This window comes from Shewanella sp. 1180_01 (assembly GCF_052850535.1).
Genome location: NZ_VXCT01000015.1, coordinates 50,826 through 77,274, shown reverse-complemented (window position 1 = coordinate 77,274; position 26,449 = coordinate 50,826). Strand labels below are relative to the sequence as shown.

The window sequence follows — 26,449 nt, the reverse complement described above, 5'->3', positions numbered from 1 at the left end:
ACAGAAATAAATGGTTGGACGGAAATAAAGCAAAGCATAAATAAAACCCCAGTTAAGTGAGGACTCAACTGGGGTTTATTGTTTGTGCGCATTAGGATTTGTGCATTAGAGTTTATGGGTCAGGACTCATCATTGCGCGGAAAGTTAGCGAGCACTAGCTCGGCGACTTTGCGTAATTCATTCGGGCAAATCCCACTGGTCGCTTGTACGGCCATGCCTTGCAATACTGTGCCGACATAACGGGCAAGCAGTAACGGCTCGGCATCTGCGGGCAAATCCCCTTCATCTTTGGCGCGTTGCAATCTTTCGCACAGAGCGATTTCACCGTCGCGGCGACGATTAATCAAAGTGTCTTTAATCGCTTGCCCTGCTTCACTGCAGGTTAATGCCCCTTGAACAATCAAACATCCCTGCGGATGGCTTTTATCCACCAAGGAGCTCGCGGCCCCGAGCAGCATTGACTCGACCACTAAATAGGCGGTTTTTTGCTCCAGCGCGGGATAGAAAAACGCACAGGGGCGTTGTTCATATAATTCTATCGCTTTGAGAAATAACTGTTCTTTATTGCCGAAGGCGGCATAAAGGCTTGGCTTATTAATGCCCATAGCTTGGGTTAAATCGGTTAACGATGTACCTTCAAAACCTTTGCGCCAGAAGACTTCTAAGGCTTTGGCTAATGCATCGTCAGTGTCGAAGGCACGTGGGCGACCTACACAGGGCGTCGGGGTGACGGTTGACATCATTAGGCTCCTCAATTCTCAATTGCCCCTAGGATAGACATGGGTTTAGTCCATGTCCAGCCACACTTGCTGACTGATGACCGACTAAGGGGATTTGTCTACTTAACCTGAACTCGGGATAACGAGTGTCGAAAATATAAATTTAACAAATTAAATCAATGATATAAGTGATTAATTTGAAGCGAAAAATCTATTTTCTGACTGAATGCGCAGATTTTTGCGCATATCAAGGCGCTCTGTCGTACGCCATAGCGAGCTATGGTTAGACAGAGCAACGCAGAGAGGCCCGAAAAGATGCCTATTCAGCGGCTCTGCTTATCCCGAGCTCAGGTTACTTAGTCATTCAAGCTGTCACCTAAGTTCAGCATTCAATCCGTGTCAGTCAGCGTTCGCCTCAATATTCATAAAAATGCGTTGAAGATCAAACTTGTGGCTTTCCGCCTAAGGGCGCATTGCAAAGTGAAGGTTAGTGCGCGCCTTTGATTTGATACCGATCGGTACATAAATTTGTTGACAGAGTCATTTTACGCTATATATTACCGTCCAGTACAGAATATTTTTTACCAGTCGGTATTTAAATGTGTGTGGTTCGAACAGCGTGACATGCCCGCCACTTTGAGGATAGTAATATGAAGAGCAATAAACCCTTACGAATAATGATGTTAACGGCTGTGGCCGCTTTCGTTCTGTCTGCTTGTGGTGAGCAAACTGCGCAGCAGGGGCCAGCAACAAGTGCGCCTATGGTGGATGTCGCCCAAGTATTGCATGAGCGAGTGACCGAATGGGACGAGTTTACCGGCCGTTTACAGACGCCAGAAAGTGTCACCCTTATCCCGCGTGTATCTGGATATATCGACTCAGTGAATTTTAAAGAAGGCGCCTTAGTGAAAAAAGGCGACGTGTTATTCCGCATCGACCCGAGCGTATTTGAAGTGGAAGTGGCCCGGTTAAAAGCAGATCTTGCTAGCGCTATCTCTGCTGAGCAACTGGCCACAAATGACTTTGAACGAGCCCATAAATTGTTTGACCAAAAAGCGGTGTCTGCCGAGTTACTCGATACCCGTGAGTCAAACAAACGCCAGACCGCGGCTGCAGTGGCCTCGGTGAAAGCGGCACTGATGCGCGCCGAGCTTGATTTAGCTTATACCCAAGTGCAAGCGCCGATTGATGGTCGCGTGTCTTACGCGAATGTCACTGCGGGCAATTATGTTACTGCGGGGCAGAGTGTGCTGACCAGTCTAGTCTCTACCGCCAGCATGTATGCCTATTTCGATGTCGATGAGCAAACCTACCTTAAATACGTGAAATTAACGGCCGAGAAGAAACGTAACGATCCCCGCGCTGGCGACAACCCTGTGTACATGGCTTTAGCCAATGAGCGTGATTATCAACATATCGGTATGGTCGACTTTGTGGATAATGCGATGGATAAGCAAACCGGTACCATTCGCGTAAGAGCCTCTTTTGACAATGAAGACAATAGGTTATTGCCTGGCTTGTTTGCTCGTCTTCGCACCGCAGGTAGTGGCGCTTATGAAGGTATCTTGATTGACGATAAAGCCGTTGGTACAGATCTGAACAATAAGTTTGTGTTAGTGGTGGGCGCCGATGGTTTAGTTGAATATCGCGGCGTGACCTTAGGTGAGAAAGTCCAAGGACTGCGCATCGTGACCCAAGGTTTAATGGCCGAAGACAAGATCGTCGTCAACGGTATGCAGCGCGTGCGTCCTAAGATGCAAATTGATCCGCACATGGTTGAAATGGTCGACAGCGACAAGCTCGAAGCATTACGCCAAGCCCAGTTAATCCTAGATAAAAACCAAGATACTTTGACGGCGCAAGCGGTCGAAACGGCTAGCCGCGGTTAAGGAATAGAACACCATGTTATCGCAGTTTTTTATTAAAAGACCGATATTTGCAGCCGTACTCTCACTGCTGTTTTTTATCACAGGGGCGATTGCCGTTTGGCAACTGCCGATCACTGAATACCCTGAGGTTGTGCCGCCCACAGTCGTGGTGACCGCTAACTACCCTGGCGCTAATCCTAAAGTGATTGCCGAAACCGTGGCTTCGCCGCTGGAGCAGGAAATCAACGGCGTCGAAGACATGTTGTACATGTCATCGCAAGCGACGTCCGATGGACGCATGACCTTGACCATCACCTTTGCCATTGGCACGGATGTGGACAGGGCGCAAACCCAAGTGCAGAGCCGAGTCGATCGCGCTATGCCGCGTCTGCCGCAGGAAGTGCAACGCTTAGGCATAGTCACCGAAAAGTCATCGCCGGACTTGACCATGGTGGTGCATTTGCTGTCACCGGATAACCGTTATGACATGTTGTATTTATCTAACTATGCGGCGCTGAACGTTAAAGACGAGCTCGCACGGATTAAAGGTGTGGGCGCGGTACGCTTGTTTGGTGCAGGGGAATACAGCCTGCGTATTTGGCTCGACCCGAATAAAGTCTCGGCGCTGGGTTTATCGCCAGCGGACATTATTGCTGCCGTGCGCGAGCAAAACCAACAGGCGGCAGCGGGCAGTTTAGGTGCTCAGCCAAGTGGTAGTGCTGACTTCCAACTCTTAATTAACGTGAAAGGCCGTTTAACTGAACTGTCTGAATTTGAAGATATCATCATCAAAGTCGGTCAAAACGGTGAAGTGAACCGTTTGAAGGATGTGGCTCGTATCGAGCTTGGTGCGACGAGTTATGCGCTGCGCTCACTGCTGGATAACAAAGATGCCGTAGCGATTCCTGTGTTCCAAGCATCGGGTTCAAATGCGATTCAGATTTCCGATGATGTGCGCGCCAAAATGGCTGAATTGTCTAAAGGATTCCCCGAAGGATTAACGTACGAAATCGTTTACGACCCAACCGTGTTCGTGCGCGGCTCGATTGAGGCGGTGATGAAAACCTTGCTTGAAGCCGTGTTGCTGGTGGTGTTAGTGGTAGTGCTGTTCTTACAAACGTGGCGCGCCTCAATTATTCCGCTGGTGGCTGTGCCTGTATCGTTAGTTGGTACCTTTGCCTTTATGCATTTGCTCGGCTTCTCGCTTAACGCACTGTCGCTGTTTGGACTCGTGCTCGCCATCGGGATTGTGGTGGACGATGCAATTGTGGTGGTCGAAAACGTCGAGCGTAATATTGCCGCTGGTTTAAGCCCAGTTGCGGCAACGCAAAAGGCGATGAAAGAAGTGACCGGCCCGATTGTGGCAACCACCTTGGTGCTGGCGGCGGTGTTCATTCCTACGGCGTTTATGAGTGGTTTAACCGGGCAGTTCTATAAACAGTTTGCGTTGACTATCACTATTTCGACCTTTATTTCGGCGATTAACTCACTCACTTTGAGTCCAGCATTATCCGCGTTATTGCTCAAGAGTCATGATGCGCCGAAGGATGGTTTAACCCGTCTAATGGACAAGTTGCTGGGTGGTTGGTTGTTCACGCCTTTTAACCGCTTATTTAGCCGTGCATCCGATGGCTATGGTTGGTTAGTGCGTAAAGTGATCCGTTTTGGCGGCATTATCGGCCTAGTGTATTTAGGCATGGTAGCGCTAACGGGCGTGCAATTTGCTCATACACCAACGGGTTATGTACCGGGACAAGATAAACAGTATTTAGTGGCGTTTGCTCAGTTGCCCGATGCGGCTTCCCTTGAACGTACCGATACCGTTATCAAAAAGATGTCTGAGATTGCCCTTAATCACCCAGGTGTGGCGCACTCGATTGCCTTCCCAGGCCTTAGCATCAACGGTTTTACTAATAGTCCTAACTCAGGCGTGGTGTTTGTCGCGCTTGATGATTTTGAATTGCGTAAGAGTCCAGAGCTGTCGGCGAATGCCATTGCTGGACAATTGAATAAAGAGTTTGCTGGTATTCAAGACGCATTTATTGCCATCTTCCCGCCGCCACCTGTGCAAGGCCTCGGTACTATAGGAGGGTTCCGTCTGCAAATACAAGACAGAGCCAACCTTGGTTATGAGGCCTTGTATCAGGTGACCCAACAAGTGATGTACAAGGCGTGGGCCGATCCTCAATTAGCCGGAATTTTCTCTAGCTATCAGGTGAACGTGCCACAACTTGAACTGGATATTGATCGAACTAAAGCGAAACAGCAGGCAGTGTCGCTCGATCAAATCTTCCAGACATTACAAACCTATATGGGCTCGACCTATGTCAACGATTTCAATCGTTTCGGTCGAACCTATCAGGTGAATATGCAAGCCGATGAGGCGTTCCGTCAAAGCCCGCAGCAGATAAGTCAGCTGAAGGTGCCGAATCTGAATGGTGATATGATCCCGCTAGGGTCGTTCATCAACGTCAGCCAAAGTTCAGGCCCAGACAGAGTGATGCACTATAACGGCTTTACGACCGCTGAAATCAACGGTGGCCCAGCAGCAGGTGTGAGTACCGGCCAAGCGCAGGCAGCGATTGAGAAAATCCTCGCCGAGACGCTGCCAAATGGTATGACCTACGAGTGGACTGAGTTGACCTATCAGCAAATCTTAGCAGGCAATACGGGCTTGTTAGTCTTCCCGCTGGTGATCTTGCTGGTGTTCATGGTGCTCGCAGCCCAGTACGAGAGCTTAAGCTTGCCATTGGCGATTATCTTAATCATTCCAATGACCTTGCTCTCAGCCATCAGTGGAGTGTTAATTTACGGTGGTGACAACAATATCTTCACCCAAATTGGCCTGATAGTGCTGGTGGGACTCGCGACTAAGAACGCTATCTTGATTGTCGAGTTCGCCAAGGAGAAACAAGATCACGGTATGGCACCTATGGATGCGATATTAGAGGCAGCAAGATTACGTTTACGTCCTATCTTGATGACTTCCATCGCTTTTATTATGGGAGTCGTGCCTATGGTGTTCTCCACTGGCGCTGGCGCCGAGATGCGTCAAGCCATGGGCGTAGCAGTATTCGCCGGCATGATTGGGGTGACTGTGTTTGGTCTTATCCTAACGCCATTGTTCTACTACGCACTGGCAAAGCGAGGCAGTAAAAAAGCCGAAGAGCATAAAGAGCTAACCGTCAGTTAAGCTTGTTTCCCGCGATGGATAAATGCGTACAAAAGGCCTACATCAAGTAGGCCTTTTTTGTTTGTTCGCGGCGAAAAATATGAAACCTGACTATCTTTAGTTGGGATAAGTTGGGATTAGATTGCCGGTAAAGTTACAGTCAAAGATGGATAGAGTCAGAAGTATATGGGCTTGCTTTAATTGCCTATGAACAACAAAAAGTCATTTGCTAGGGCAGTGTGTTAGTTAAATTGCTTATTGTGCATGGCAGACCTATGTTGACTAGATTCAACTGTTTTATTCAGCCAATGAGCTCGCAGTGATATTTGATCTCAGTAAGCGCCATAGTCGATTTAAACGCTTGTGGTTATCCGTGCTTTAAATGTGTGTATGATGTTGTTTATCCATTATTTGTGGTCACTTTCGTGCGTAATGGCAGTTGGACGATTAGAATGATTACTGTTTTGGCGCTCTTCTATAGGTTCCAATGGAATATTCGATATATTAGTGATGTACAATGCTACACGAATAAAAATAGTTTGTTTTACGCCGTACTCAGCTAAGGTACTTGTTGACCTTGCATCACTATGCCCGAGGTAACTGATGATCTTAAATCGCGCTTTATTTGCTCTAGTTCTGAGTGTTTCTGCCTCTCTGACGACTCAAGTCATGGCCGCTGAGCTCAATATTAAGCTGGTGGATCTACAGCAGCAGGCGATTGCCGATACTGTCGTGGAGTTGATCCCGGCAGTGATGCCCGATAAGGCTATGCCTGTTGGACATTATGAAATGTCACAAAAAAATCGAACCTTTATCCCTTTTGTGTTGGCAGTCCCTAAGGGCGCCAAGGTAGATTTTCCTAACCTAGATCGCACTCGTCACCATGTGTATTCCTTTTCCGAGGCGAAACCTTTCGAACTTAAACTGTATGTGGGTCAAGCCGAAGCGCCGATTCAGTTCGATAAACCCGGCTTAGTCGCACTTGGCTGCAATATTCACGATTATATGCAGGCATTTATCTATGTGGCAGATAGCCCCATTGTTGCGGTGGCGGACGAAAAAGGTGAGATCCAGTTTAAGGATCTTGCGGCCGGTCAATATAAAGTGAAACTCTGGCATCCATGGCAGAAGGCGGCCTCCGAGCCGACTGAGCTAATGTTAACCACTGGCGCGAATCAACTCAGTTTGTCCTTAGACATTGAGCGCCAAGCTAAACCGTCAGCCCCGCCATCGGGATTTGGCCACTACGATGCTCAAGGCAAGCCATTAAATGCTAAATAGTTTTCGCGCACGGCTGATTTTAGTTTTCTTTATTGTGCTGACTCTAGTGCAGTTTGCCACGGCATTTTCCGTATTGACGGCGACCGAAAGGGACAACTTTTTACAGCAACAAAAAAGTTTAGATATTGGTGCCAATGTGTTTCTCGAAGTCCTTTCGAATCGCGGTATTCAGCTCAGCCAAAGTTTGTCCGTGCTCAGTGCCGATTTTGGTTTTAAGCGCGCGATTGCCACAGGCGAGCAAGAAACAATTGAGTCAGTGTTATCTAATCACGGCTCTCGTATCGGCGCCGACGCTGCAGTATTGTTGTCTCCAAAAGGAGAGCTCTTGACCTCGAGTCTGCCCGGACTCACTCAGGATGACATTCAATCCTTATTCGATATGACCACTAGCAATAACAATGCTTTAGCTATCCTTAATTTTGATCATGCCAGCTATCAGTTTGTGTTGCAGCCCGTGAAGGCGCCGACCTTGATTGCTTGGGTCGGAATGGGGTTCCTATTGGATGAGAAAGTCGCCCAACAAGCTAAAGCCATTACCGGTATCGATGTGAGCTTTGTCAATCAAGCCACGGGGCGCACCGAAATCGCGTCAACCTTATCCGACGATGAAAAACGCAGTGTGGTAGAGCAGGCGAGCCTATTCCCTAGCATACTGAAAATGCCCAGTGAGAACATTCCCGTAGACTATCTGTCCATGACGATCAAACTTTATGATCATAACGGCAGCCAATTAGCCCTACTGCATCAGTCAAACCTCAAGTGGCAGCAAAGTTATCAGCATCTACGCAATAATATGTTGCTGATTTTTGCCTTGACCTTAGCGCTGGCGATTGTGATTGCGATTTGGTTGTCGGGCAGTTTGACTGAACCCGTGCATCAACTGGTAACTTATGCCCGTAAAATTGGTCAAGGTAAGCAGCCAGGCAGTATTCAAGGTGCGCCAGCAGAACTGCGGGTGTTGGCCAAAAGTTTGTCCTTGATGCGCGACGATATTGAAGCGCGGGAAAAGGATTTAGTCTATCAATCCCGCCACGACAGTTTGACGGGATTGCTCAATCGTTTTGCGGCAAAACAGCATTTAGCGGATCTTAAACATGAGCTATCCGGCGCTATGGTATTGCTGGATATTAAACATTTTCGCCATATCAACGACATTATCGGTTTTGCTAACGCCGATACTTTGTTGCTGCTTTTTGCCCGTCGCTTAGAGCAATTAGCCCCCACTCCAGATTTACTCGCGCGATTAGACGGCGACTCATTTTTACTCCTGTATAGCCAAGGTATTCGTCCCGAGCACTTGCTGAAATCATTGGATATGTTGGAGTCGCCATTTCCAATCCAAGGCTCAAATATCTCTCTTACCGTGCGGGCGGGATTACTTGAAATCGATGGCAACGGTGCCGATATCGATGTGTTAGTGCGCCGCGCCGAAATTGCCCTCAATCAAGCCTGCCTTGAAGAGCAACGCATTGTCAGTTATCGTCAGGGCGCCGATGAGAAATACCAGCGTGAGCTGACTATTATCCGCGATTTGCCCATAGGTTTGGCGCAAAACCAACTCTATCTCGTGTTTCAACCTAAGGTGGATTTACACTTAAATCAGTGTACTGGCGCCGAGGCACTGATCCGTTGGCAGCATCCAACCTTAGGGTTTATTCCGCCCGATGAGTTTATTCAACTCGCTGAAAACTCTGGCAACATTGATATAGTCAGCCAATGGGTGTTGAAGCAGGCGATTAAACAATTAGTCGCATGGCAGCAGCGGGGTATGGTGCTAAAACTGGCCATTAACCTGTCGGCCCATGATTTAGTCGATACCCGCTTGCCGAATCAAATTGCTAGTTTATTAAAAGATAATAATCTGCCAAGCGGCGCACTCTGTATTGAAGTCACCGAAGGTGCTGTGATGAAAGATGCACAGACTGTGGTGAGTGTGTTGCAGCGATTCCGTGATATGGGCGTATCCGTCGCCATCGATGACTTTGGCACAGGGCATTCATCCTTAGCTTATTTGAAAATTTTGCCCGTCAATGAAGTGAAGATTGATCGTAGCTTTATCAAAGACATGCTCACGAATAGCCAAGATGTGATGATAGTGAACACGAGTATTCAGTTGATCCACGGCCTAGGTTTTACCGTCGTGGCCGAAGGGGTTGAGGAACCAGAAGGCGTTGAAATCCTGCGTAACCTCAATTGCGACATCATCCAAGGCTATGTGTTTTCAAAACCCTTAAAAGCGGCTGAATTTGATCTGTGGTTTGAAGCGTTTAACCATGCAAATCCCTCAGACACATAAGTTAATTTGCCCAAGAAAGCGCACAAAAGGCGTTAAAATTAGACGTCTTCGAAAGAATATAGCGGAGTAGCGAGTGAACATTGCCATGAATGCATTGAAGTTGAATTCATTAGCTTGGAATTATGTGAAGGCTTTGCCTTGCCTGTGTTTACTGTTGGGCACAGTTCCTGCGTTTGCCGAAGGTAGCCGCGTGGTTGCGACTGGCGGCGGGACGACGATTGAGGGCAGTGCTGGCGGTGGCATAGTGCCGTGGGCGGTGATCAACGGTTATGGCAGTAGCGATGAATGGTCCGCTACGGCGATGGCGACAGGCGTTTATGTTGATGACTTTTCGCTGAAAGTGATTGGCGCTTCCTTGAGTTTTGATAATCGATTCGAGCTCAGCGTTGCGCGGCAAACCTTTGATTTAGATACTATGGGCGGCGAGTTAGGCCAAGATATCTTTGGGGTAAAATACAAGCTTGCCGGCGAGTTACTTTATACGGCTATGCCGCAAATCACCTTAGGTGCTCAGTATAAAAGAGTCGATGACTTTGCGCTTCCTCAGGCGGTTGGGGCGCGGGATGATTGGGGGTTAGATGTGTATATTGCCGCCAGCAAAGTATTTTTCGATGCGGTGGCGGGGCGCAATTTATTACTTAATGGTACCGTGCGCGCGACCAAGGCGAATCAAACGGGTTTATTGGGTTTTGGTACCCAAGCCAGTAATGATTATCAGTTTGTGCTCGAAGCATCTGCGGCGGTATTGCTGACGGATAATGTGGCGCTGGGTATCGAATATCGCCAAAAACCCAATGAGTTAGCTTTTGCCCGTGAAGATGATTGGCAGGATGTGTTTTTAGCGTGGTTTATCAATAAGCATCTTTCCGTGGTCACGGCTTATGCGAATTTAGGCAGTATTGCGGGTTTTGCCGATCAGCAAGGTTGGTATGTGTCGGTGGAGGGAACACTATGAGTCGTTTATTGCTGAAGCTATTACCTGTCGCCGCTTTGCTTTTTTTCACTGGCTGCGCAGTGCAAACGGCCGAAACATCGGCGCCACAGGTTAACTCAAATAATGACACCTCAAGCCAGCAAACCTTATACCAAGCGCTAGGTGGTGAAGCCGGTTTATCGGCGATTGTCGATGGCTTACTTGCCCGTATAGCAGCCGACCCACGCATAGTGCATCACTTCCAAGAGACGGATATTGCATTATTTCGTGAGCGCGCCATTGAGCATTTTTGTCTGGTTGCTGATGGCGGTTGTGTGTATCACGGTGAAAATATGGCACTGAGTCATCAAGGGTTGAATATTACTCAGGCGGATTTTGATGCCTTAGTGGGCCATTTAATTGAATCGATGAAGGAGCAACACATACCATTATCGACCCGCAATGCCCTCCTAAAACGTCTCGCACCTATGTATTCGGACATTACCTATCATTAGAGGTGTTGTAACTTTGATGGCTAAAATAGTGAATTTAAGATGCTGCTGTCGTGATCGATAGCAGCATTTTTTATGGGTGCTAGAGCAAGAGCGCTGCATCGATGGGGTGAAATTGAGACGCTGCATCCCTTAAGGATTTAGCCGTCAGGGTAGGAACGCCATAGACTTGGGTTTCAACGCCATATTTTTGATGGATTTTTTGCAGCAATAAATCGAAATCGCCATCACCAGACAATAAGATAACAGTATCCACTTCACTCGCCGCTTCCATAATATCGATAGTGATCCCCACATCCCAGTCGCCTTTGGCCGAGCCATCGCTGCGTTGAATGAACGGTTTTAACTTTACCTCAAAACCTATGTGCTTTAACGCGTCCTGGAATTTTAACTGCCCATCGTCCCCCTTGTGGATGGCATAAGCCACGGCCAACGCTATGTCTCCTTCGTAACCTAAGTGTTGCCATAATTTACGGTAATTAAATTGGCGGCCATAGGCTTCACGGCAGGTGTAATAGATGTTTTGTACATCCACAAATAAAGCGATTTTCTTCACAGAGTACTCACGTCAGTAGCAGCTAAGGGATGACTATAACACAGACTGGTCTGGCGGTTTTGAAAGGCGCGAAAGTGTGAACTTTACTGAGTCATTTCCAGTGCGAGCATGTTCTCTGTACTTACATTTTACGCTCATAATGCCAATGAACCGTTTGATTTATCAGCATTGCTACTTCATATACCACTGAAAAATAATCCCTTTAATGCCGAGTTTAATCAGCGTGCCTAAACGCAGGCTGTGGGCAAAGATTAACGCAGGATTGAATCGAGCAGGGGAATCGCTTGAGTACCTTAGCGGCCTTGATGATGTTTTTGATATTCGCCCGGAGACATGCCGCTGAGTTTTTTAAAGTAGCGGCCCATGTGGCTTTGATTAGCGAAGCCATTATTGAGGGCGATATCGGTCAAGGATTGCGTTGAATGGCTCAAGCTTTGTTTGACCTTTTCGATGCGCACTTGCAGCAAATACTCCTGCGGCGTCATCGCAAATTGGCATTTAAACATGCGGCAAAAATGGTACTCGCTAAGCTGGGCAATCTCGGCCAGTTCAGACAAGTAAATCTGCCGATGTGAATGGCAATAAATAAACTCTTTGATCGCTTTAGCCACTTTAGGTGCTAGCCCGCCCTTGATTGGCCCCACCGACAAATTAAAGCCGGAACTTTGCAGTAACGTCACCAGCACAGTGTCGGTTACCTGTTCCATAATCAGATGGTTATCACTGGTCTGCCAATTGAGTCCGGCAACTTGATGCCGAAATAGCGCCTCTAACCTCGGATTATCGACAAAGGTCAGCTCAGGTAAACGCACTTGGCGTGGATCTTTATCAAAGACCCGCACGGCCAGTTTCTTCAGATGTTCATCGCTAAAATACAAATGCATAAACTGCTGCGGTTGCCCGAGTTGCCAATGGCTTTGGCAGCCTTGGGGCATAAGGCAAAACTTGCTGGGCGCACCATAGTCGGCTTTGATATCGGTTCTGTGGGTTTCATAGCCGCCATCCAGATACATGCTCAGCGTGTGTTGTGTGTCGTTTTGGTAATACAAACGCTCGCCCGCATTTTGATAATGGGCCCAAGATAAATCCTCCGTAATCACTTGTTGGCGAATACAGGTTTTAGCAGATTTATCAAAACTGGTGTATTTGGGCTCCATGGGGTCCTTGTTATCTCACTGGCTAAGTGTTTCGTCTGTCCAAATTATCGCACTTATTAATGCGGCTCAACGTTCGCTCGCGATTAAAACCGCAATATCGTGTTATGACCCACAAGATGGTGACATAAGGACGAAAGCCATCGCTGTATAGTTCGCCTAATTAAGTATTTTATGAAGGTGAGGGGGACTCATTATGGCTGCTGTGATGTATTTGCTGATGATTTTTGTGTGGGGTTTTTCGTGGATTGCCATTAAGTGGCAGCACGGTGAGGTGGCGACGGAAGTCTCGATTTTTTATCGCTTCGCGATAGCAAGCCTGTTGATGTTCGCCATCGGCTTTGCCTTTAACAAGCTGCAAGCGGTAAAGCTTAGACAGCATCCTTGGTTTGCACTGCAAGGCGTGTGTCTATTTTGTTTGAATTTTATCGCGTTTTATACTGCAACCCATTATATCGCCAGCGGTTTAACGGCGGTGATTATGGCCACTGCGCCCATTTTTAATGCGATACATGGCCGCATTTTTTACGGCACGCCCACTACCCGCAACTTTTGGTTAGGAGTCAGTGTCGGTCTGGGGGGCATTATCTTACTCTTTGGCGCCGATTTGCTCGCGACTCAGTGGTCACAAACCTTAGTGTTGGGCTTACTGTTTTCGCTGCTAGGTACGTGGTTTTTCTCGATTGGCAATATGATCAGCATGCGTAACTCGCGCGATAATGTGTCGCCTTTTACCTCGACAGCATATGCCATGTGCTACGGCAGTGCGGCGTTACTGCTGATCATCTGGTTTAAAGGTTTAAGCTTTAGTTTACCGCTGACAACGAGTTATCTTGGCAGCTTGTTCTACTTAGCCGTTATCGCCTCTGTGATTGGCTTTACCGCTTATTTGATCTTGGTTGAGCGAATTGGCGCTAACGCAGCGGCGTATCTGTTGGTGATAACCCCTGTGGTGGCGCTTAGTGTATCGAGTGTGTTTGAGGATTATCACTGGACTTGGTATTCAAGTGTGGGACTCTTGCTGGTCGCGCTCGGTAACATGTTAACGCGCCGCCAACGACCGCTTGCTTGGTTTAAGTCTTCTACCACGCCAGCGCTGAAAGCCTAACGTCGCAGCTAGCGTCATGATGCACATGAGGCAAGGCTCGATTCGACGATTGTAAGTCAGTCGAGCCAGTACTTATTTGAAATATTGTGCCGGTGTGGTGCCGGTATATTGCTTAAAAAAGCTGATAAAGGCACTGTCACTGGAAAATTGTAGATTAAAGCCCACCTGCGCCACCGATTTCCCCGCCGCCAATTGTTCAATGGCCGAGAGTAAACGCCATTGCTGGCGCCATGCTTGATAAGCCATTCCCGTCTGTGCGCTAAAAATACGGCTAATTGTGCGTTCACTGGCTCCGATTTCTACTGCCATATCCTTAAGATTGGCTGGCGGTTTTTGGTGTAGCTGCAGTTGCGCAAGCCAGGTTTTTAAACGTTTATCCTGTGGGAGGGGTAAAGCCAGATTTTCTTCCGCGGCATTGCCCAATTCTTCGCAGAGCAGCAAAAAGGCATTGTGCTGAGTGCTTCTTGGTTTGTCCCATGGCCAAAACGACATAGTGTCGATTAACGCTTTGAGTAGCGGGTTTACATGGAAAATAGTGACTTTATCGGGCAATGAAGTGACGGTTTCTGGTTCAAAGTAGAGTGAGCGATAGGCAACCACATTACGCATGGTGACGCTGTGCTTAACGCCAGCTGGCAACCAAGCCGCACGCGTTGGCGGTAACACCATTTGAGTCTCGGCTAGGGTGAATCTCATCACGCCTGTGGGGGCATACAGCAGTTGTGCTTTTCTGTGGTAATGCACTCCCGAGTCGTGTTCGCCCATATCTGCGGCAATGCCAATGACCAGATTATCCAGCTGGTCTGGATTAAATTGCTGTTCAGGTAGAATAAAGGCCATTTTGTCCTATTTTTGATGTTTTTTGTCTAAGTGTTGCTAATGGACACATTTGGATTTTATCTATACTGCGCCATCTTTGACAAGTATGGAGCGACATTTCGGTAAACCAACTCATTTGGATGACTGAAATGGACTAAAAATCATGAATATAAAACCACCATTAGGGCTCGTTGTGCTGCTAATGATGTTTCCGCAAATTATGGAAACCATCTATAGCCCAGCTTTGCCTAATATTGCAGAAAACTTTGCTGTGTCGGTTGCCGCTGCATCGCAAACCTTATCTGTGTACTTTATGGCCTTTGCCATCGGCGTATTTTGCTGGGGCCGCTTAGCCGACATTATTGGTCGCCGTAAAGCTATGCTCGCTGGATTAGTCTGTTATGCCATTGGCTCAGCGTTAGCCTTGATGGTTAGCGACTTTAGCCTGTTGTTGATGGCCCGCATATTGTCGGCCTTTGGCGCGGCAGTGGGGTCTGTGATTACCCAAACTATGATGCGTGACAGTTATAGCGGAGAGGAATTAGCGAAAGTATTTTCTGTAATGGGGATGTCACTTGGAATAAGCCCAGTTATCGGATTGCTATTGGGCAGTGTTCTCAGTGCGTATTGGGGTTATAAAGGTGTGTTTGTCGCACTCATGGTCTCTGCAATCGTATTATTATTTTTGTCGGTAAAATCTTTACCCGAAACCAAACCCGCACATACTCAGAAAATCGCCATAGGCGAGTTAGCGATTAAGATGCTTAGTGACAGCGGGATTATTAAGAACACCTTGTTGGTGGCGGCGTTTAATCTGATGTGGTTTAGCTACTTTTCACTGGCGCCATTTATGTTTGAGGCGCAAGGGTTATCGACGCTTGCCTTTGGTACCAGTGGCTTACTGTTAGGCTTTGGTACATTCCTTGGCAGTTATGTTAATAAAATAATGCTGGGTCGAGGCCACACCGGTGCACGACTGGTTCGCTTAGCCAGTGCTATTGCACTTGTCGGTGGATTGGGGATTTGGCTGATCCAATCGACCTTTATAGGGCTGAATAATGTTTACTTTTTAGCGCCTATGCTATTGATTGTGATTGCTTACGGTATCGCTATTCCGAACATACTCAGCTCGGCTCTGGCAGACTACCGTACCTATGCGGGCTCTGCTGGCGCGCTCTTCGGACTGTTTTATTACATTCTGTTGGGACTGGGTTTAGGTGGCACGGGAATCGTTCACCATTTAGGTATGGTGATTACGTTAAGTGCACTGCTTTGTGTTGGCTTAGGTTTACATTTTGGCTTAGCCAATAAAGTAAAAAATGCTTAAGACGTAAATGAGAAAAAGCCAAGGCACTCAGTGCCTTGGCTTTTTGTTATGTGATTATCAACAGCTATGAGTAGCGTTAGGCTTTAGATGCAAGCTCCTGCTGCTTTGCCGTCTCTTGAGCCGCTAACTCTTGTGCTTTAATTGCCGCTTCAAGCTTAGCTTCAACATATCCCGGTGAATGGGTCGCTGCCGAGATTAATCGATACATGGCAGGGATGACGAGTAGTGTCACAAAGGTGGCGAATGCCATACCGAAGAACACTACAGTACCCACAGCGATACGACTTTCTGAACCTGCGCCCGTCGAGAAAATTAACGGTACAGCGCCAACTAAAGTAGTGAAGGCTGTCATTAGGATTGGCCGCAAACGACGGGATGAAGCGTTGATAATGGCTTTATCGAGTTCAAAGCCGCGGTCACGCAATTGGTTAGCAAACTCAACGATAAGGATACCGTTTTTGGTCACCATACCAATCAACATGATCATGCCTATCTGGCTGTAGATGTTGATCCCTTGACTGGTGAGTAGTAGACCTAAGAAACCACCAAACACGCCCATAGGCACAGTAAACATCACCACTAATGGGTTGATAAAACTTTCAAACTGCGCGGCCAACACTAAATAAGCGACCAGTAAGGCCAAACCAAATACGATGAAGATACTGCTTTGGTTTTCCTTAAAGTCTTTGGATTCGCCGGTGTAGCCAATGGAAATATCTTTAGGCAATAATTCAATGGCTTTAGCATCAAGAAACTTTAAGCCTTCACCTAAGGTGTAACCTTCACTGACGTTAGCCTTGAGGGTGATCGATTTTTGCTTATTGGTGTGACTTAATCTTTGGGCCGAAGCAATCTCTTCGATATGGGTCACTGTATCAAGCGTCACTAATTCGCCTTTACCGGAACGCATGTAGATTTGGCTAAGATCGCCAACGTTGTTAAAACTGTTTTCATCACCGCGCAAGTACACATCGTACTCTTCGCCGCGATCCACATAGGTGGTTTCGGTGCGACCGCCGAGCATCACTTCTAAGGTTTGCGAGACGTCATCGACACTGATCCCAAGCTCCGCCGCGCGTTCTTTATCAACAGTAACAATAAGCTCAGGCGTGGTTTCGGCGTAGTCTAAATCGGCACCTTCCATCATAGGGCTGGCGTTGGCTTCTTCTTTGAGCACCTGCGCCCACTTAAACAGTTCGGCATAGTCCGAACCACCAAGCACAAATTGCACCGGTTCGCTCGATTGGCCCCTAAAGCCTGGCATCATAGGGCGAACCATCACATCGGGAATGTCCTTCAATGCTTTGCTAATAATGCCAAGCGCTTGCTGTGCGGATTCGGTGCGTGTGCCCCAATCTTCAAGCTGCATGATCACAAAGCCCGTTTGATCGCCCGCACGGCCACCAAACGCGGGGGCTTGCACGCTGAAGGAGCGCAGCACACCTTGACCCAGCAAGGGCATAAGTCTGTCTTCGACTATGTCCATGTTGGCTGTCATACGGTTATAACTGGTGCCTTCGGCGCCTTTAATAAAGGCGAACAACACGCCGCGGTCTTCCTGCGGTGCAAGCTGTGACGGTACTTGTTGCATTAACCAAGCGCTGCCGCCGATACAAGCGAGGATAACTAAGGGCGCGAGTAAACGGAGTTTAATCGCTCGAGTCACTGCGACGCGATAAACGCTTTCCATGCGAGCAAAGCCGCTGTCGACCCAACGATTAAAGCGATTCGGTTTGACGTTGGCTTTGAGTAATTTACTGCTCAGTACAGGCGTAAGTGTGAGTGCCACTAAGGAGGAGAACAGTACTGACACCGCCAGCATCACGGAGAACTCGGTAAATAGTAGCCCGACCATGCCCTCCATAAAGGAAATTGGGAGGAATACCATCACCAGTACCGCCGTAGTGGCGATAACGGCAAAGCCCACTTCGCGAGTACCTTTGTAGGCGGCGAGTAAGGGCTCTTCGCCTTTTTCGATATGGTGGAAAATGTTCTCGACCACCACAATCGCATCATCCACCACCAGACCGATGGAGAGGATTAATGCCATCAATGTCAGTAGATTAATCGAATAACCTAGCATGTTGGCGGCGATAAATGCCGAGATCAAAGATACTGGAACAGTCACCGCTGGGATTAACGTTGCTCGCGCTTGTCCAATGAAGATATACAGCACGAGTACGACCAAGGCGCCCGTGACATAAAGGGTGCTATACACTTCGTTAATCGAGCGGTCGATAAATACGGTCGAGTCGAAGTCGACCACTAGGCTAGTGCCTTCGGGCAGGAAGTCTTGTACGCGATCAACTTCTTTATGTACTTCTTTGGCAACGAGCAGAGGGTTGGCATCGGACTGGGCAATAATGCCTAAACTGATGTTAACGATACCATCGCTTTTGAAGGTCGAGTTTTCGTTTTGTGCGCCGACAGCCACATCGGCCACATCTTTTAAGTAGATAGGCGTGCCATCGCTGGCGGTACGCACCACAAGGTAGTCAAAATCCTTTGGCGTGTAGTACAAGCGTTTGGTACGCACCGACATCACTGTGGTGTCGTTTCGCACTTGGCCACCGGGCGTTTCGATGTTTTCTTTACGCAGCGCGTTCGTTATGTCGGTGACTGTGACATTGCGGCCCGCCATTTGCTCGGGTCTGAGCTTGACGTACATGACCTTGTACAAACCGCCGGAAATACTGATGGAGCTCACGCCGCTGATAAGGCTAAATCTGTCCTCTAACACGCGCTGGGCGTAATCCGTTAACTGAGTGCGGTCCATCACACTCGAACTTAAATTCACATAGACGGAGGGCTCGCCCGAACCGTTGTCTTTGGAGACGACAGGATCTTTCGCATCTTCAGGCAGCCTGCGCTGGGCGCGGGCCACAGCGTCACGCACATCACTTACGCCTTCGGTTAAGTTCCACCCGAGGAGGAATTTCACTGTGATACGCGAGCTACCATTACGGGTGGTCGACGTGATTTCGTCGATACCACTGATCCCCGTCAGTTCATCTTCTAGGGTTTTAGTGATCTGGCTTTCCATAATGGCCGCCGACGCACCCGAGTAACTGGTGCTAATGGTGACCACAGGGCTTTCGACGTCGGGCATTTCCCGTATCGACAATTTAGAGAAGGAGACTATGCCGAATACGCACAGCAGTAAGCTTAAAACGATGGCAACGACGGGGCGTTTAACCGAAACATCGGATAACCACATTATTTAGTCTCCGTAGCTTTTGGGCTTGAAAGCTCAGTCGCACGGGCTGATGCCTTGGCATCGAGCGTCACTTCATTGATTTGCAGGCCATCGCGCATATTCACTAAGCCTTGCACCACGACTTTGTCACCTATTTTTAAACCGTTTTCAATCAAGACTTGATTATCGATACGCGCCCCTAACTGCACTTCGGTGCGGTTGGCAATGTGATCGGCATTAACTACGTATACGTAACGTTTAGTGCCAGAATATTCCAGGGCTTGTACTGGTACCATAGGTGCAGAAATCGCAGGGAACGTGATAGTGGACGACATCATCATGCCCGGTTTTAAGCGATTTTTTGGGTTGTCGAATTGCACCCGCACTTTAAGGTTTAAGGTCTCTTCGTTGACGCGCGGATCGATAGCGACAACTTTGCCAGTAAAGGTTTCATCCGGCCAAGCGCGGCTGGTGGCCGCCACTTTCATGCCTATGCTTAATTGCGACAGGAAATGCTCTGGCACTTGTAAGTCGAGGCGCATGCTAGATAAGTCATCCAGCGACATTAACTCTGTGCCTATGCTGACCATTTTGCCTTCGCTGAAATTAATCAGGCCAGTATTACCCGCAAACGGCGCAATCAGCGAGTGGTAATGTAAATCCGCTTGTGCTGAAGCTAAGCGTGCTTGGGCGATATCGACACTGGCTTTTTGTGCGTCAATTTCGGTTTGGGTGATGGCATTGCGGCTGATCAGCTTTTCAAACTCTTTGAGTTTACGTTTTTCATCGTTGAGAAAGGCATTAGCCTCAGCAACGGCGGCTTGGGCTTTCATATCATCGAGTTCGATAAGCAACTGACCTTTTTTCACCGCTTGGTTTGAGGTCACGGCGACTTGTTTAATCTTACCTGTGACTTGCGGCGCGATCACCACAGCGCGTTCGGCAGCGAGCTTGCCGATAAGTGAAATAGATTGTGCTAACGGATATTCAACGACTTCACCCGTGACCACTGGAACGGTTCGCATAAGATGAGGTGCGCTTTCGGGTTTAGCCGCTTGAAGGACATCACTAAAACTTACCGCTGTGGCGATAACCGCAAGCAGGGCAATGGCAATAATGGTTTTTTTCATTGTAATTATTATCTCGCGCAAAGGCAGTTTAAAAAGGTAATCGCTCTAATGGCGCTATTCTAGTGAATAACGTACGCCAGTTGGGTAAAAGTTTGTAAAGGTAAGCGAACGAAAATGAAAGAAATTGTGTTTTTTGAGCCTTGAGCACAATTCAACGCAGCTTTTGTGGTTTTTTTGTGCAAATGGCCTGAGCGAGAAGCCCCTCGAGCGCTAGGGATGGACCTCTGTAGGCGATTTTTCGACAGGTGCTTGAGTCGTTTCCACCTGAGGAAATTGGCTTAAAATAGAAGCTAAGCGACCATCGCTGCGCATACTGTCTAAGCCTTGATTAAAATCCGTCACTAACTGCTGATGATCCGTCACGGCCAAAGACACCCCTAAGTGAAATACCTCTGTCGCTATGGGTTGACCGACTTGTTCAAAGGCATCGTCATATTCAGCGGGGCCTTTTTTGATTAAGTATCTGGCTAAGTTATGGCCAATCAAGACTAAGTCGATACGCTTTAAAAATAGCTTCTTGAGGTTTATTTCATCCGAATTGCTTTCTTCGGTGGTGAGCCCAGCGGCGAAGATTTCGGGTGGATTAGCGTAACCGCGGCCTATGCCAATCGTGTAGGGTTTGAGCTCTGAGAGCTGACTGAAACTCAGCGGCGCATCTTTACGTTTATAAAACACGATTTGTACGGGTTGGATTGGCGCAGAATATTGGGCCCATTGCTCACGCTCTTTACGATACCAGAGTCCAATAATACCATCAGCTTGGCCTGTTTTAACGAGTAGGGCTGCGCGAGCGAAGGGATAAAACTTGAGGCTGGCATTGTAGCCTTGGCGTTTAAAGGCTTCTTTGACGACTTGGGCAACGCCGCCTTGTTCGGGTAAAGCATCGGCATAAAAAGGAGGGTAGTTAGTGGCGACTAAATGGAGTTCTCGACCCGCAAATGCGGGGTGGATAAAGCCGAGCATAAACAAGCAAAAGCCAGATAATGTGAGTAATTTTTTCCCCATATCTACTCCAGCACTTAGGTGAGTCGCACTTGGCTTGAGTATAGTCAGAGTTAATAAAAACTGGCGAACTTATGAGTACTAAGATGAGTGCATGTTGAGAGCAATATAGATTTAGAACTATGCCGATTAAGAGCCATGCAGATTGAGAACGCTACAGATTTAGAACCATGGTGGGTGCCCGTTTTACCTTTGCTTATTTATACATTCGCGCCCTAACTTATTCATGCATTAGGGCGCTTGGGCATTCACATATTATGGCGAAGATATTAGTGAGGTATTTTATAGCGAAACCTGCTCACCCTGATACAGACCGCGGCTGAGTTTGCCGGCGTCAATAAGTAACAGTTCACCGGATTGACCATTCTTAATGCTGCTGTCTATCGCAATGATTTTATTGTGATAGAGACCAAGCACTTGCTCCTGCGATGTGTGTCCAACGACAATATGCTCGACCTTGAAATAGTTCAGTATGCTATCGATATCCGACTCTTTCAGTTCATCTTTAAAGTAACCGCGATACCAAGTCGGGCCATTGGTAAAAAACAGAAAGTTGAGTAAATCATCTTTCTTCAACTCGGCTTTTTTATCATCTAAATGCTGACGAAATAGTTGGTTAGCCTCGCTGATATGTAATTTACGCTCGACCCATTCAGGGCTGATGCCGCCGTGCATAAACAAGATATTATTGATTTTGACTAAGGTGTGTTTGCTGCGAAGCCATTGGCCGATTTCGGTGTTTTTGTTGTAGAGCGCATCGTAGTGGCGTTTGAGTAAATCTGCCGAGACTTGATAGCGTTCGTTGACGTAGCGTAAGTCGCCGCGAAACACCATTTGCTCGTGGTTGCCCATGAGTAGATGTAAGCGCCCGCCCGCAGCTTGGGCTTCTTGATCTAAGGCATATAAAAACCACAATACTTCATTGACTTGATGGCCACGGTCAAACATGTCACCCGTCATTACCATATGACCGTCACCAAAGGCCCAGTGGTTATCTTTGTCGATAATCTTATGGGCTTTTAGCAAGTTAATCATTACATCAAACTGGCCGTGTACATCGCTAAGGGCGACAATTTTGCTGACATGAGTAAAGGTATCGGGCTCAACGGTGGCAGCTAGTGTGTGAAGATGGGGCTCTGGTAATTCACCGCAACTGGCAGGGCGAGTTAACTGCGCCTTCGCAATCGGCGTTTGTTTAAGCTCACTCTGGCAAATCCAATAGGCAGTGTCTTTTTGAGCATTGTCCAAAAACACATAAGGGCCATCGGTGACGCTGCTTTCTTGAATCTTTAGTTCTGGCTCGGCCTCACTGGTATTGGCCGCGAATGAGTTAAAGGAGAGTGAGACAAAGGGAAGCGCGGTAACAAGCCATAACAGGGACGTGAATTTTCTATGTCGCTTGAGTATCCATTGGCTGGCTCGGCTCAGTCGGGTATTAGAGTGTGTTATGGGGGGAGCCCCGACTGGTATCGAATTGATTCGCATTAGACCGCATCCTTGTTCTTGTTTTAGTTATTCATTCTGTCATTTTAGACACTTGAGTTGATGAGTCTTCGCATGTGTAACTTTACGAAGTTAATCTCAAGTGTTCAATTTTAAACGTTCAGTCTCAAAGGCTTAATCTTAAGCGCTCAAGATATTCAAAACACTAAATCATACGGATAAGGCTTAATATCGACAAGTCACGAGGCGGGCTAAATTAAACTTGCCCACCTCACTATTCAGTTATTTCATGTCTCAATATCATGACTTCAGTTACATGATATTGACCGTTACATGGCATTGACGACGGTATGACTATCGACAAACTGTTCGAAACTGACGATTTTGCCGCTGTGTATCTTCCATAAATGGGCGACTCGGGCGCTAAAATACTTGCCCGTTTTGACATAGGTACCTGAATAAGTGCCGAAGGCAAAAACCTTATCGCCTTGGGCGACATAGTCTTCGATATCGACGCGGTAGTTATCCCATTCAGTTTCGAGGCGAGCGAACACCTTGGTGGCTATCGCGCTAAAGCCTACGTAAGTGCCCGCATAGGGAAAACCTGCCGCCTCTGTCCAGCGTGCGTCACTCGCTAAGGCATGCTGAAGATTTTTGGCGTTCTCGGCTGAGCGACTTCCCTCATAGGTGCTTTTAACCAGTGCAAGATTCGCATCAGTCTGCCTTGCTGTTTCGATAAGACTTAACTGAGCAGGCTCACTCACTAATGAAGCTGTTGAAACACCATTAAGCATTGGCATGATTATGACTCAAATTGCGCTTCAAGATGGCTTAACCACTGAGCGGGTTGGCCGTAGAAGCGATTGATATTAATGGCGGTGATGTTGCCGTCATCACCCTCTATAGCCATCGAAGGGAAACCTTGGGCACCTATCAGATTCAATAATGCTCTGGACTCAACGATATGCTCATACAGCTTGTCTTCACCTTGGGCATAATGCTGCGCAAAGCTTATCGGGTCGAGCCCAAGTTCAGCGGCTAACCTTGCGAGATTACCTTCATCACTGGCGCTGTGACCATCGCGGTAATGGGCGAGTTGTACTGAGTGTAGATAAGCCAAACTATCGCCGCCCATCGCATCGACTGCGAGCATGGCTTTAATGGGGGGCGCCGAGTCGAGTACGACTGTGGTATCGCGCAGCAGACCATCAAAGTAGTTCTCACCAAAAGGCTGGCCAGTTAGTTCGGCAATGCGCAGATCGTGGGGCATAACATAGTCGCGCCAGTTGGCATCGATTTGTTTGCGTCTTGGTCCTGTAAGCATACCGCCGCCGTGGAGCTTAATGCTAAAGCCAGCTTTTGCGGCTGCATCGAGTAACGGCGCTGCGGCATAACACCAACCACATAAAGGGTCGATAATGGCGTGCAGAGTACGCACTTTGGCCGTTGCTGTGCTGTTGGCCGTGCGAGTAGAAGGAGTTGTTGGGGTAGTCATAGTGTTAAACCTTTTGGCTTAAGTTCGTCGTTACATTAGCGACTTAAGCCCTTTGAAATCATCGATTAAAATCGTTAGTTTGGTACCGTTATTTAGGTGCAGTCATTTAGCTAAAAAAGTGGCACGCAATCGAGCACGTGCCTGTCTTTAACTGTTTGCACTTAACTATCTTTTACACCTAACTAGCTGTACTTCATCGCCGAGATAGGTATGGCTGGACTTACATAGGCCAGGTCATTTCGCCCATGTAAACTTTGGCGCTAATTTCAAGCCCTGCATCGGCTGGCATTTGTGGGTATAGCGCCAGCATCTTTTGGATTAATTCGGCTGAATCTTTCGAGGCTTTTGCTGCGATTTCAAAGGCTTTTACATAGTCACAGGTAAAACCGATGGCACGGGTATCAAATCGCGCTTCGCCTAAATAGTGCCCCGGGATCACTGTGGTCGGCAGCAGTTTTTCCATCGCATCTAAATGAGTTAACCATTCCTGACGCTCTGCGGTAGTTTGAGTGTCAGCCATCCAAACATGCGTGTTATCAAATACTTCTACGCCACCTGTAATGGTTTTTGCCGATGGTACCCACAGGAAAGTGTGTTTAGGATGTTTATCATTGAAACCTTCGATAATCACTTGCTCACCGTCGATGGTGAAAGTGTCGCTGTGAATCGCCTTAGGTAACACTAATTCACTTGGCGCATTGTCCTTTAAAATCGGACCCCAGTAGGCGAGCTTGCCTTCCATTGAGGCTTTAATGGCATCGACTGTGGTTTGAGTCGCGACGATTTGTGCATCGGGGAAATTCTTTTTAATCACGGCTAAACCGAAATAAAAGTCAGGATCGCTATGACTGATATACACCTGAGTCAGTTTTTTACCGCTGGCCTTGATGGTATCAACCAAGGTTTGGGCATCGTTATTTTGAAATTGTGCATCGACTAACATCATTTCGTGTTCGCCGCTGATAAAGCTCGATGACACGGCAAAGATGCTGTTTTCGCCCGGATTAAAATGGCTCACTTGCAATGGTGCCGCATTGACCGCGCCCAGTCCCGTTAGCAGTAAGGTAGCGGCTAGGCTGATTTTAGACGAGGCCTTCAATGTGGCGTTAACTGTGTTGCGTATAGCATAGGTCGATGTGTTCATTTGGCTCACTTATAGTCACAGGATGAAAGAGTAAAAAGGTTCGATTTAGCATTCATTGATTTGCAGTTGCTGCAAAAAGTGAGTTAAGTATAGGTTGCAATAATCAATAGATAAATGCGAGTATCTGCCCATGTTTGTTGCATAAATCGGACGAATTGCCGCGTGCGTCCTTGGACTCTGACTTACCTTGAACTCTGAGTTATTGTTATGCGGGAACGCGAAAATGTGAGTGGAGATAAATCATGGATAGACTCGAAGCGGCTAAGGTGTTTATGACTATTGTTGAGCGCGGCAGCATGGTAAGCGCCGCCAATGCCTTAGATATGTCGCGTTCTATGGTGACCCGTTACTTGAGCGAAATGGAGGAATGGTCTGGTGCTAGGTTATTGCATCGCTCGACGCGAAGCCTCAGCTTAACGCCAGCGGGCGAGCAAGTGCTGGACTATTGCCATCGGCTGCTCGAACTGGCAAATGAAGTGCCCGCGGTGAGTCATGCTGCGGTGGCGATTCCGCGCGGATTATTGCGCATTAGTTGCTCCCAGTTTTTGGCGCATCAGATTTTAGCGCCCGTGGTGCGGCAATACTTAGCCAGTTATCCGCAGGCGAGTGTGAATATCCACGTGAGTAGCCAAACCGTCGATCTGGTCGCCGAGCGGATTGATCTGGCGATTCGCATCACCAATGAACTCGATCCCAATCTTATCGCGAGGCGCTTAGGTGAATGTGAATCTGTGGTGTGCGCTGCACCGAGTTATCTTGCCGCGCGTGCCGCCGTGCTGCATCCCGAAGATTTGACCCAGCATAATTGCTTAACCTATTCCTATTTTGGCGATGTGATGTGGCGCTTTTATCAAACCGATGTGGCTGCGAAACAGGCTCTGGTGCAGTACTCAGATCCTAAGTTAAACCAAGGCAAGGCGTTTAATGTGCCTGTGAATGGTAATTTCAGCGCCAATGATTCCATGGTGGTACTCAATGCTACGCTGGCAGGAGAAGGGATTGCGATGCAGCCGCTATGGGCGGCGAAACCCTATTTAGACTCGGGTCAGTTGGTGCCTTTATTGACTGAGTTTAAGCCGCAGTCCCTTGGAGTGTATGGCGTGTATCAATCTCGCAAACATATGCAGCCCGCATTAAGAGTGATGATGGATATGCTGGTGGCCTACTTTGCTAGTTTGAAATAGTGCCAGTTTGAAATAGTGCCAGTTTGAAATAGTGCCAAAGCTTGCGGCACTCATAGCCTAACGGGATGCCATAAAAAAGGAGCTTACCCTTTCGAGTTAAACTCCTCAGAGACATGCTTGATTAGATTCT

General features: G+C 47.8%; 20 protein-coding genes. 9 read left to right on the top strand and 11 right to left on the bottom strand.

From position 1 onward, the window contains the following. Positions 1–119: 119 nt before the first annotated feature. Positions 120–743 (bottom strand): TetR/AcrR family transcriptional regulator, encoded by a 624-nt coding sequence (locus FW758_RS10565; RefSeq protein WP_115334105.1) that lies wholly within the window; start codon positions 741–743, stop codon positions 120–122. Between the two features lie 626 nt (positions 744–1,369). Here FW758_RS10565 and FW758_RS10560 point away from each other — a divergent pair. From FW758_RS10560 to FW758_RS10535, 6 genes are all read left to right on the top strand, one after another. After that, positions 1,370–2,608: an efflux RND transporter periplasmic adaptor subunit gene (locus tag FW758_RS10560; RefSeq protein WP_446445351.1), complete on the top strand. Its 1,239-nt coding sequence runs from the start codon at positions 1,370–1,372 to the stop codon at positions 2,606–2,608. A 13-nt stretch (positions 2,609–2,621) separates the two neighbouring features. Continuing rightward, on the top strand, positions 2,622–5,780 hold the full coding sequence (locus FW758_RS10555) for an efflux RND transporter permease subunit (protein WP_446445350.1): 3,159 nt from the start codon (positions 2,622–2,624) through the stop codon (positions 5,778–5,780). 582 nt (positions 5,781–6,362) lie between these two features. Continuing rightward, the gene (locus tag FW758_RS10550) at positions 6,363–7,040 is read left to right on the top strand and encodes a methylamine utilization protein (RefSeq protein WP_446445349.1); all 678 of its coding nucleotides are present in this window, start codon (positions 6,363–6,365) and stop codon (positions 7,038–7,040) included. Then, positions 7,030–9,336 carry an EAL domain-containing protein gene (locus tag FW758_RS10545; RefSeq protein ID WP_446445348.1) on the top strand — a complete coding sequence of 769 codons (2,307 nt, stop codon included), beginning with the start codon at positions 7,030–7,032 and terminating at the stop codon, positions 9,334–9,336. The genes FW758_RS10550 and FW758_RS10545 overlap by 11 nt, the downstream gene beginning before the upstream one ends. A gap of 85 nt (positions 9,337–9,421) precedes the next feature. After that, positions 9,422–10,291: a DUF3034 family protein gene (locus FW758_RS10540; RefSeq protein WP_446445358.1), complete on the top strand. Its 870-nt coding sequence runs from the start codon at positions 9,422–9,424 to the stop codon at positions 10,289–10,291. Beyond that, positions 10,288–10,764 (top strand): group I truncated hemoglobin, encoded by a 477-nt coding sequence (locus FW758_RS10535; RefSeq protein ID WP_446445347.1) that lies wholly within the window; start codon positions 10,288–10,290, stop codon positions 10,762–10,764. The genes FW758_RS10540 and FW758_RS10535 overlap by 4 nt, the downstream gene beginning before the upstream one ends. Positions 10,765–10,843: 79 nt before the next feature. On the opposite strand, the gene FW758_RS10530 is transcribed toward FW758_RS10535, so the two are convergent. Together FW758_RS10530 and FW758_RS10525 are read right to left on the bottom strand one after the other, a co-directional pair. Next, the gene (locus tag FW758_RS10530) at positions 10,844–11,317 is read right to left on the bottom strand and encodes a LabA-like NYN domain-containing protein (protein ID WP_012089839.1); all 474 of its coding nucleotides are present in this window, start codon (positions 11,315–11,317) and stop codon (positions 10,844–10,846) included. Positions 11,318–11,610: 293 nt separating this feature from the next. Beyond that, positions 11,611–12,474 (bottom strand): helix-turn-helix transcriptional regulator, encoded by an 864-nt coding sequence (locus tag FW758_RS10525; RefSeq protein WP_446445346.1) that lies wholly within the window; start codon positions 12,472–12,474, stop codon positions 11,611–11,613. A 193-nt stretch (positions 12,475–12,667) separates the two neighbouring features. Between FW758_RS10525 and FW758_RS10520 the strand changes: the two genes are divergently transcribed. Then, positions 12,668–13,579, top strand: a complete 912-nt coding sequence (locus FW758_RS10520; RefSeq protein WP_446445345.1) for a DMT family transporter — start codon at positions 12,668–12,670, stop codon at positions 13,577–13,579. A 72-nt stretch (positions 13,580–13,651) separates the two neighbouring features. On the opposite strand, the gene FW758_RS10515 is transcribed toward FW758_RS10520, so the two are convergent. After that, entirely contained in the window at positions 13,652–14,419 is a 768-nt protein-coding gene (locus FW758_RS10515) for an AraC family transcriptional regulator (protein WP_259213293.1), read from the bottom strand. 142 nt (positions 14,420–14,561) lie between these two features. Between FW758_RS10515 and FW758_RS10510 the strand changes: the two genes are divergently transcribed. Next, positions 14,562–15,725, top strand: a complete 1,164-nt coding sequence (locus tag FW758_RS10510) for a multidrug effflux MFS transporter (protein ID WP_446445344.1) — start codon at positions 14,562–14,564, stop codon at positions 15,723–15,725. Between the two features lie 76 nt (positions 15,726–15,801). On the opposite strand, the gene FW758_RS10505 is transcribed toward FW758_RS10510, so the two are convergent. The 7 genes from FW758_RS10505 to FW758_RS10475 all read right to left on the bottom strand — a co-directional run bounded on the left by FW758_RS10505 (position 15,802) and on the right by FW758_RS10475 (position 25,135). Further along, positions 15,802–18,942, bottom strand: a complete 3,141-nt coding sequence (locus FW758_RS10505; RefSeq protein WP_446445343.1) for a multidrug efflux RND transporter permease subunit — start codon at positions 18,940–18,942, stop codon at positions 15,802–15,804. Further along, the gene (locus tag FW758_RS10500) at positions 18,942–20,051 is read right to left on the bottom strand and encodes an efflux RND transporter periplasmic adaptor subunit (protein WP_446445342.1); all 1,110 of its coding nucleotides are present in this window, start codon (positions 20,049–20,051) and stop codon (positions 18,942–18,944) included. Before FW758_RS10500 ends, FW758_RS10505 begins: the two co-directional genes overlap by 1 nt. 210 nt (positions 20,052–20,261) lie before the next feature. Further along, positions 20,262–21,056 (bottom strand): substrate-binding periplasmic protein, encoded by a 795-nt coding sequence (locus FW758_RS10495; protein ID WP_446445341.1) that lies wholly within the window; start codon positions 21,054–21,056, stop codon positions 20,262–20,264. Positions 21,057–21,335: 279 nt separating this feature from the next. Next, entirely contained in the window at positions 21,336–22,538 is a 1,203-nt protein-coding gene (locus FW758_RS10490) for a metallophosphoesterase (protein ID WP_446445340.1), read from the bottom strand. A 287-nt stretch (positions 22,539–22,825) separates the two neighbouring features. Beyond that, positions 22,826–23,296 carry a nuclear transport factor 2 family protein gene (locus FW758_RS10485; protein WP_446445339.1) on the bottom strand — a complete coding sequence of 157 codons (471 nt, stop codon included), beginning with the start codon at positions 23,294–23,296 and terminating at the stop codon, positions 22,826–22,828. Between the two features lie 2 nt (positions 23,297–23,298). Continuing rightward, positions 23,299–23,991 (bottom strand): DsbA family protein, encoded by a 693-nt coding sequence (locus FW758_RS10480; RefSeq protein WP_446445338.1) that lies wholly within the window; start codon positions 23,989–23,991, stop codon positions 23,299–23,301. A 220-nt stretch (positions 23,992–24,211) separates the two neighbouring features. Continuing rightward, complete coding sequence (locus FW758_RS10475) at positions 24,212–25,135, bottom strand: MBL fold metallo-hydrolase (protein ID WP_446445337.1); 924 nt, start codon at positions 25,133–25,135, stop codon at positions 24,212–24,214. A gap of 242 nt (positions 25,136–25,377) precedes the next feature. Between FW758_RS10475 and FW758_RS10470 the strand changes: the two genes are divergently transcribed. After that, positions 25,378–26,319: a LysR family transcriptional regulator gene (locus FW758_RS10470; protein WP_446445336.1), complete on the top strand. Its 942-nt coding sequence runs from the start codon at positions 25,378–25,380 to the stop codon at positions 26,317–26,319. Positions 26,320–26,449 lie beyond the last annotated feature (130 nt).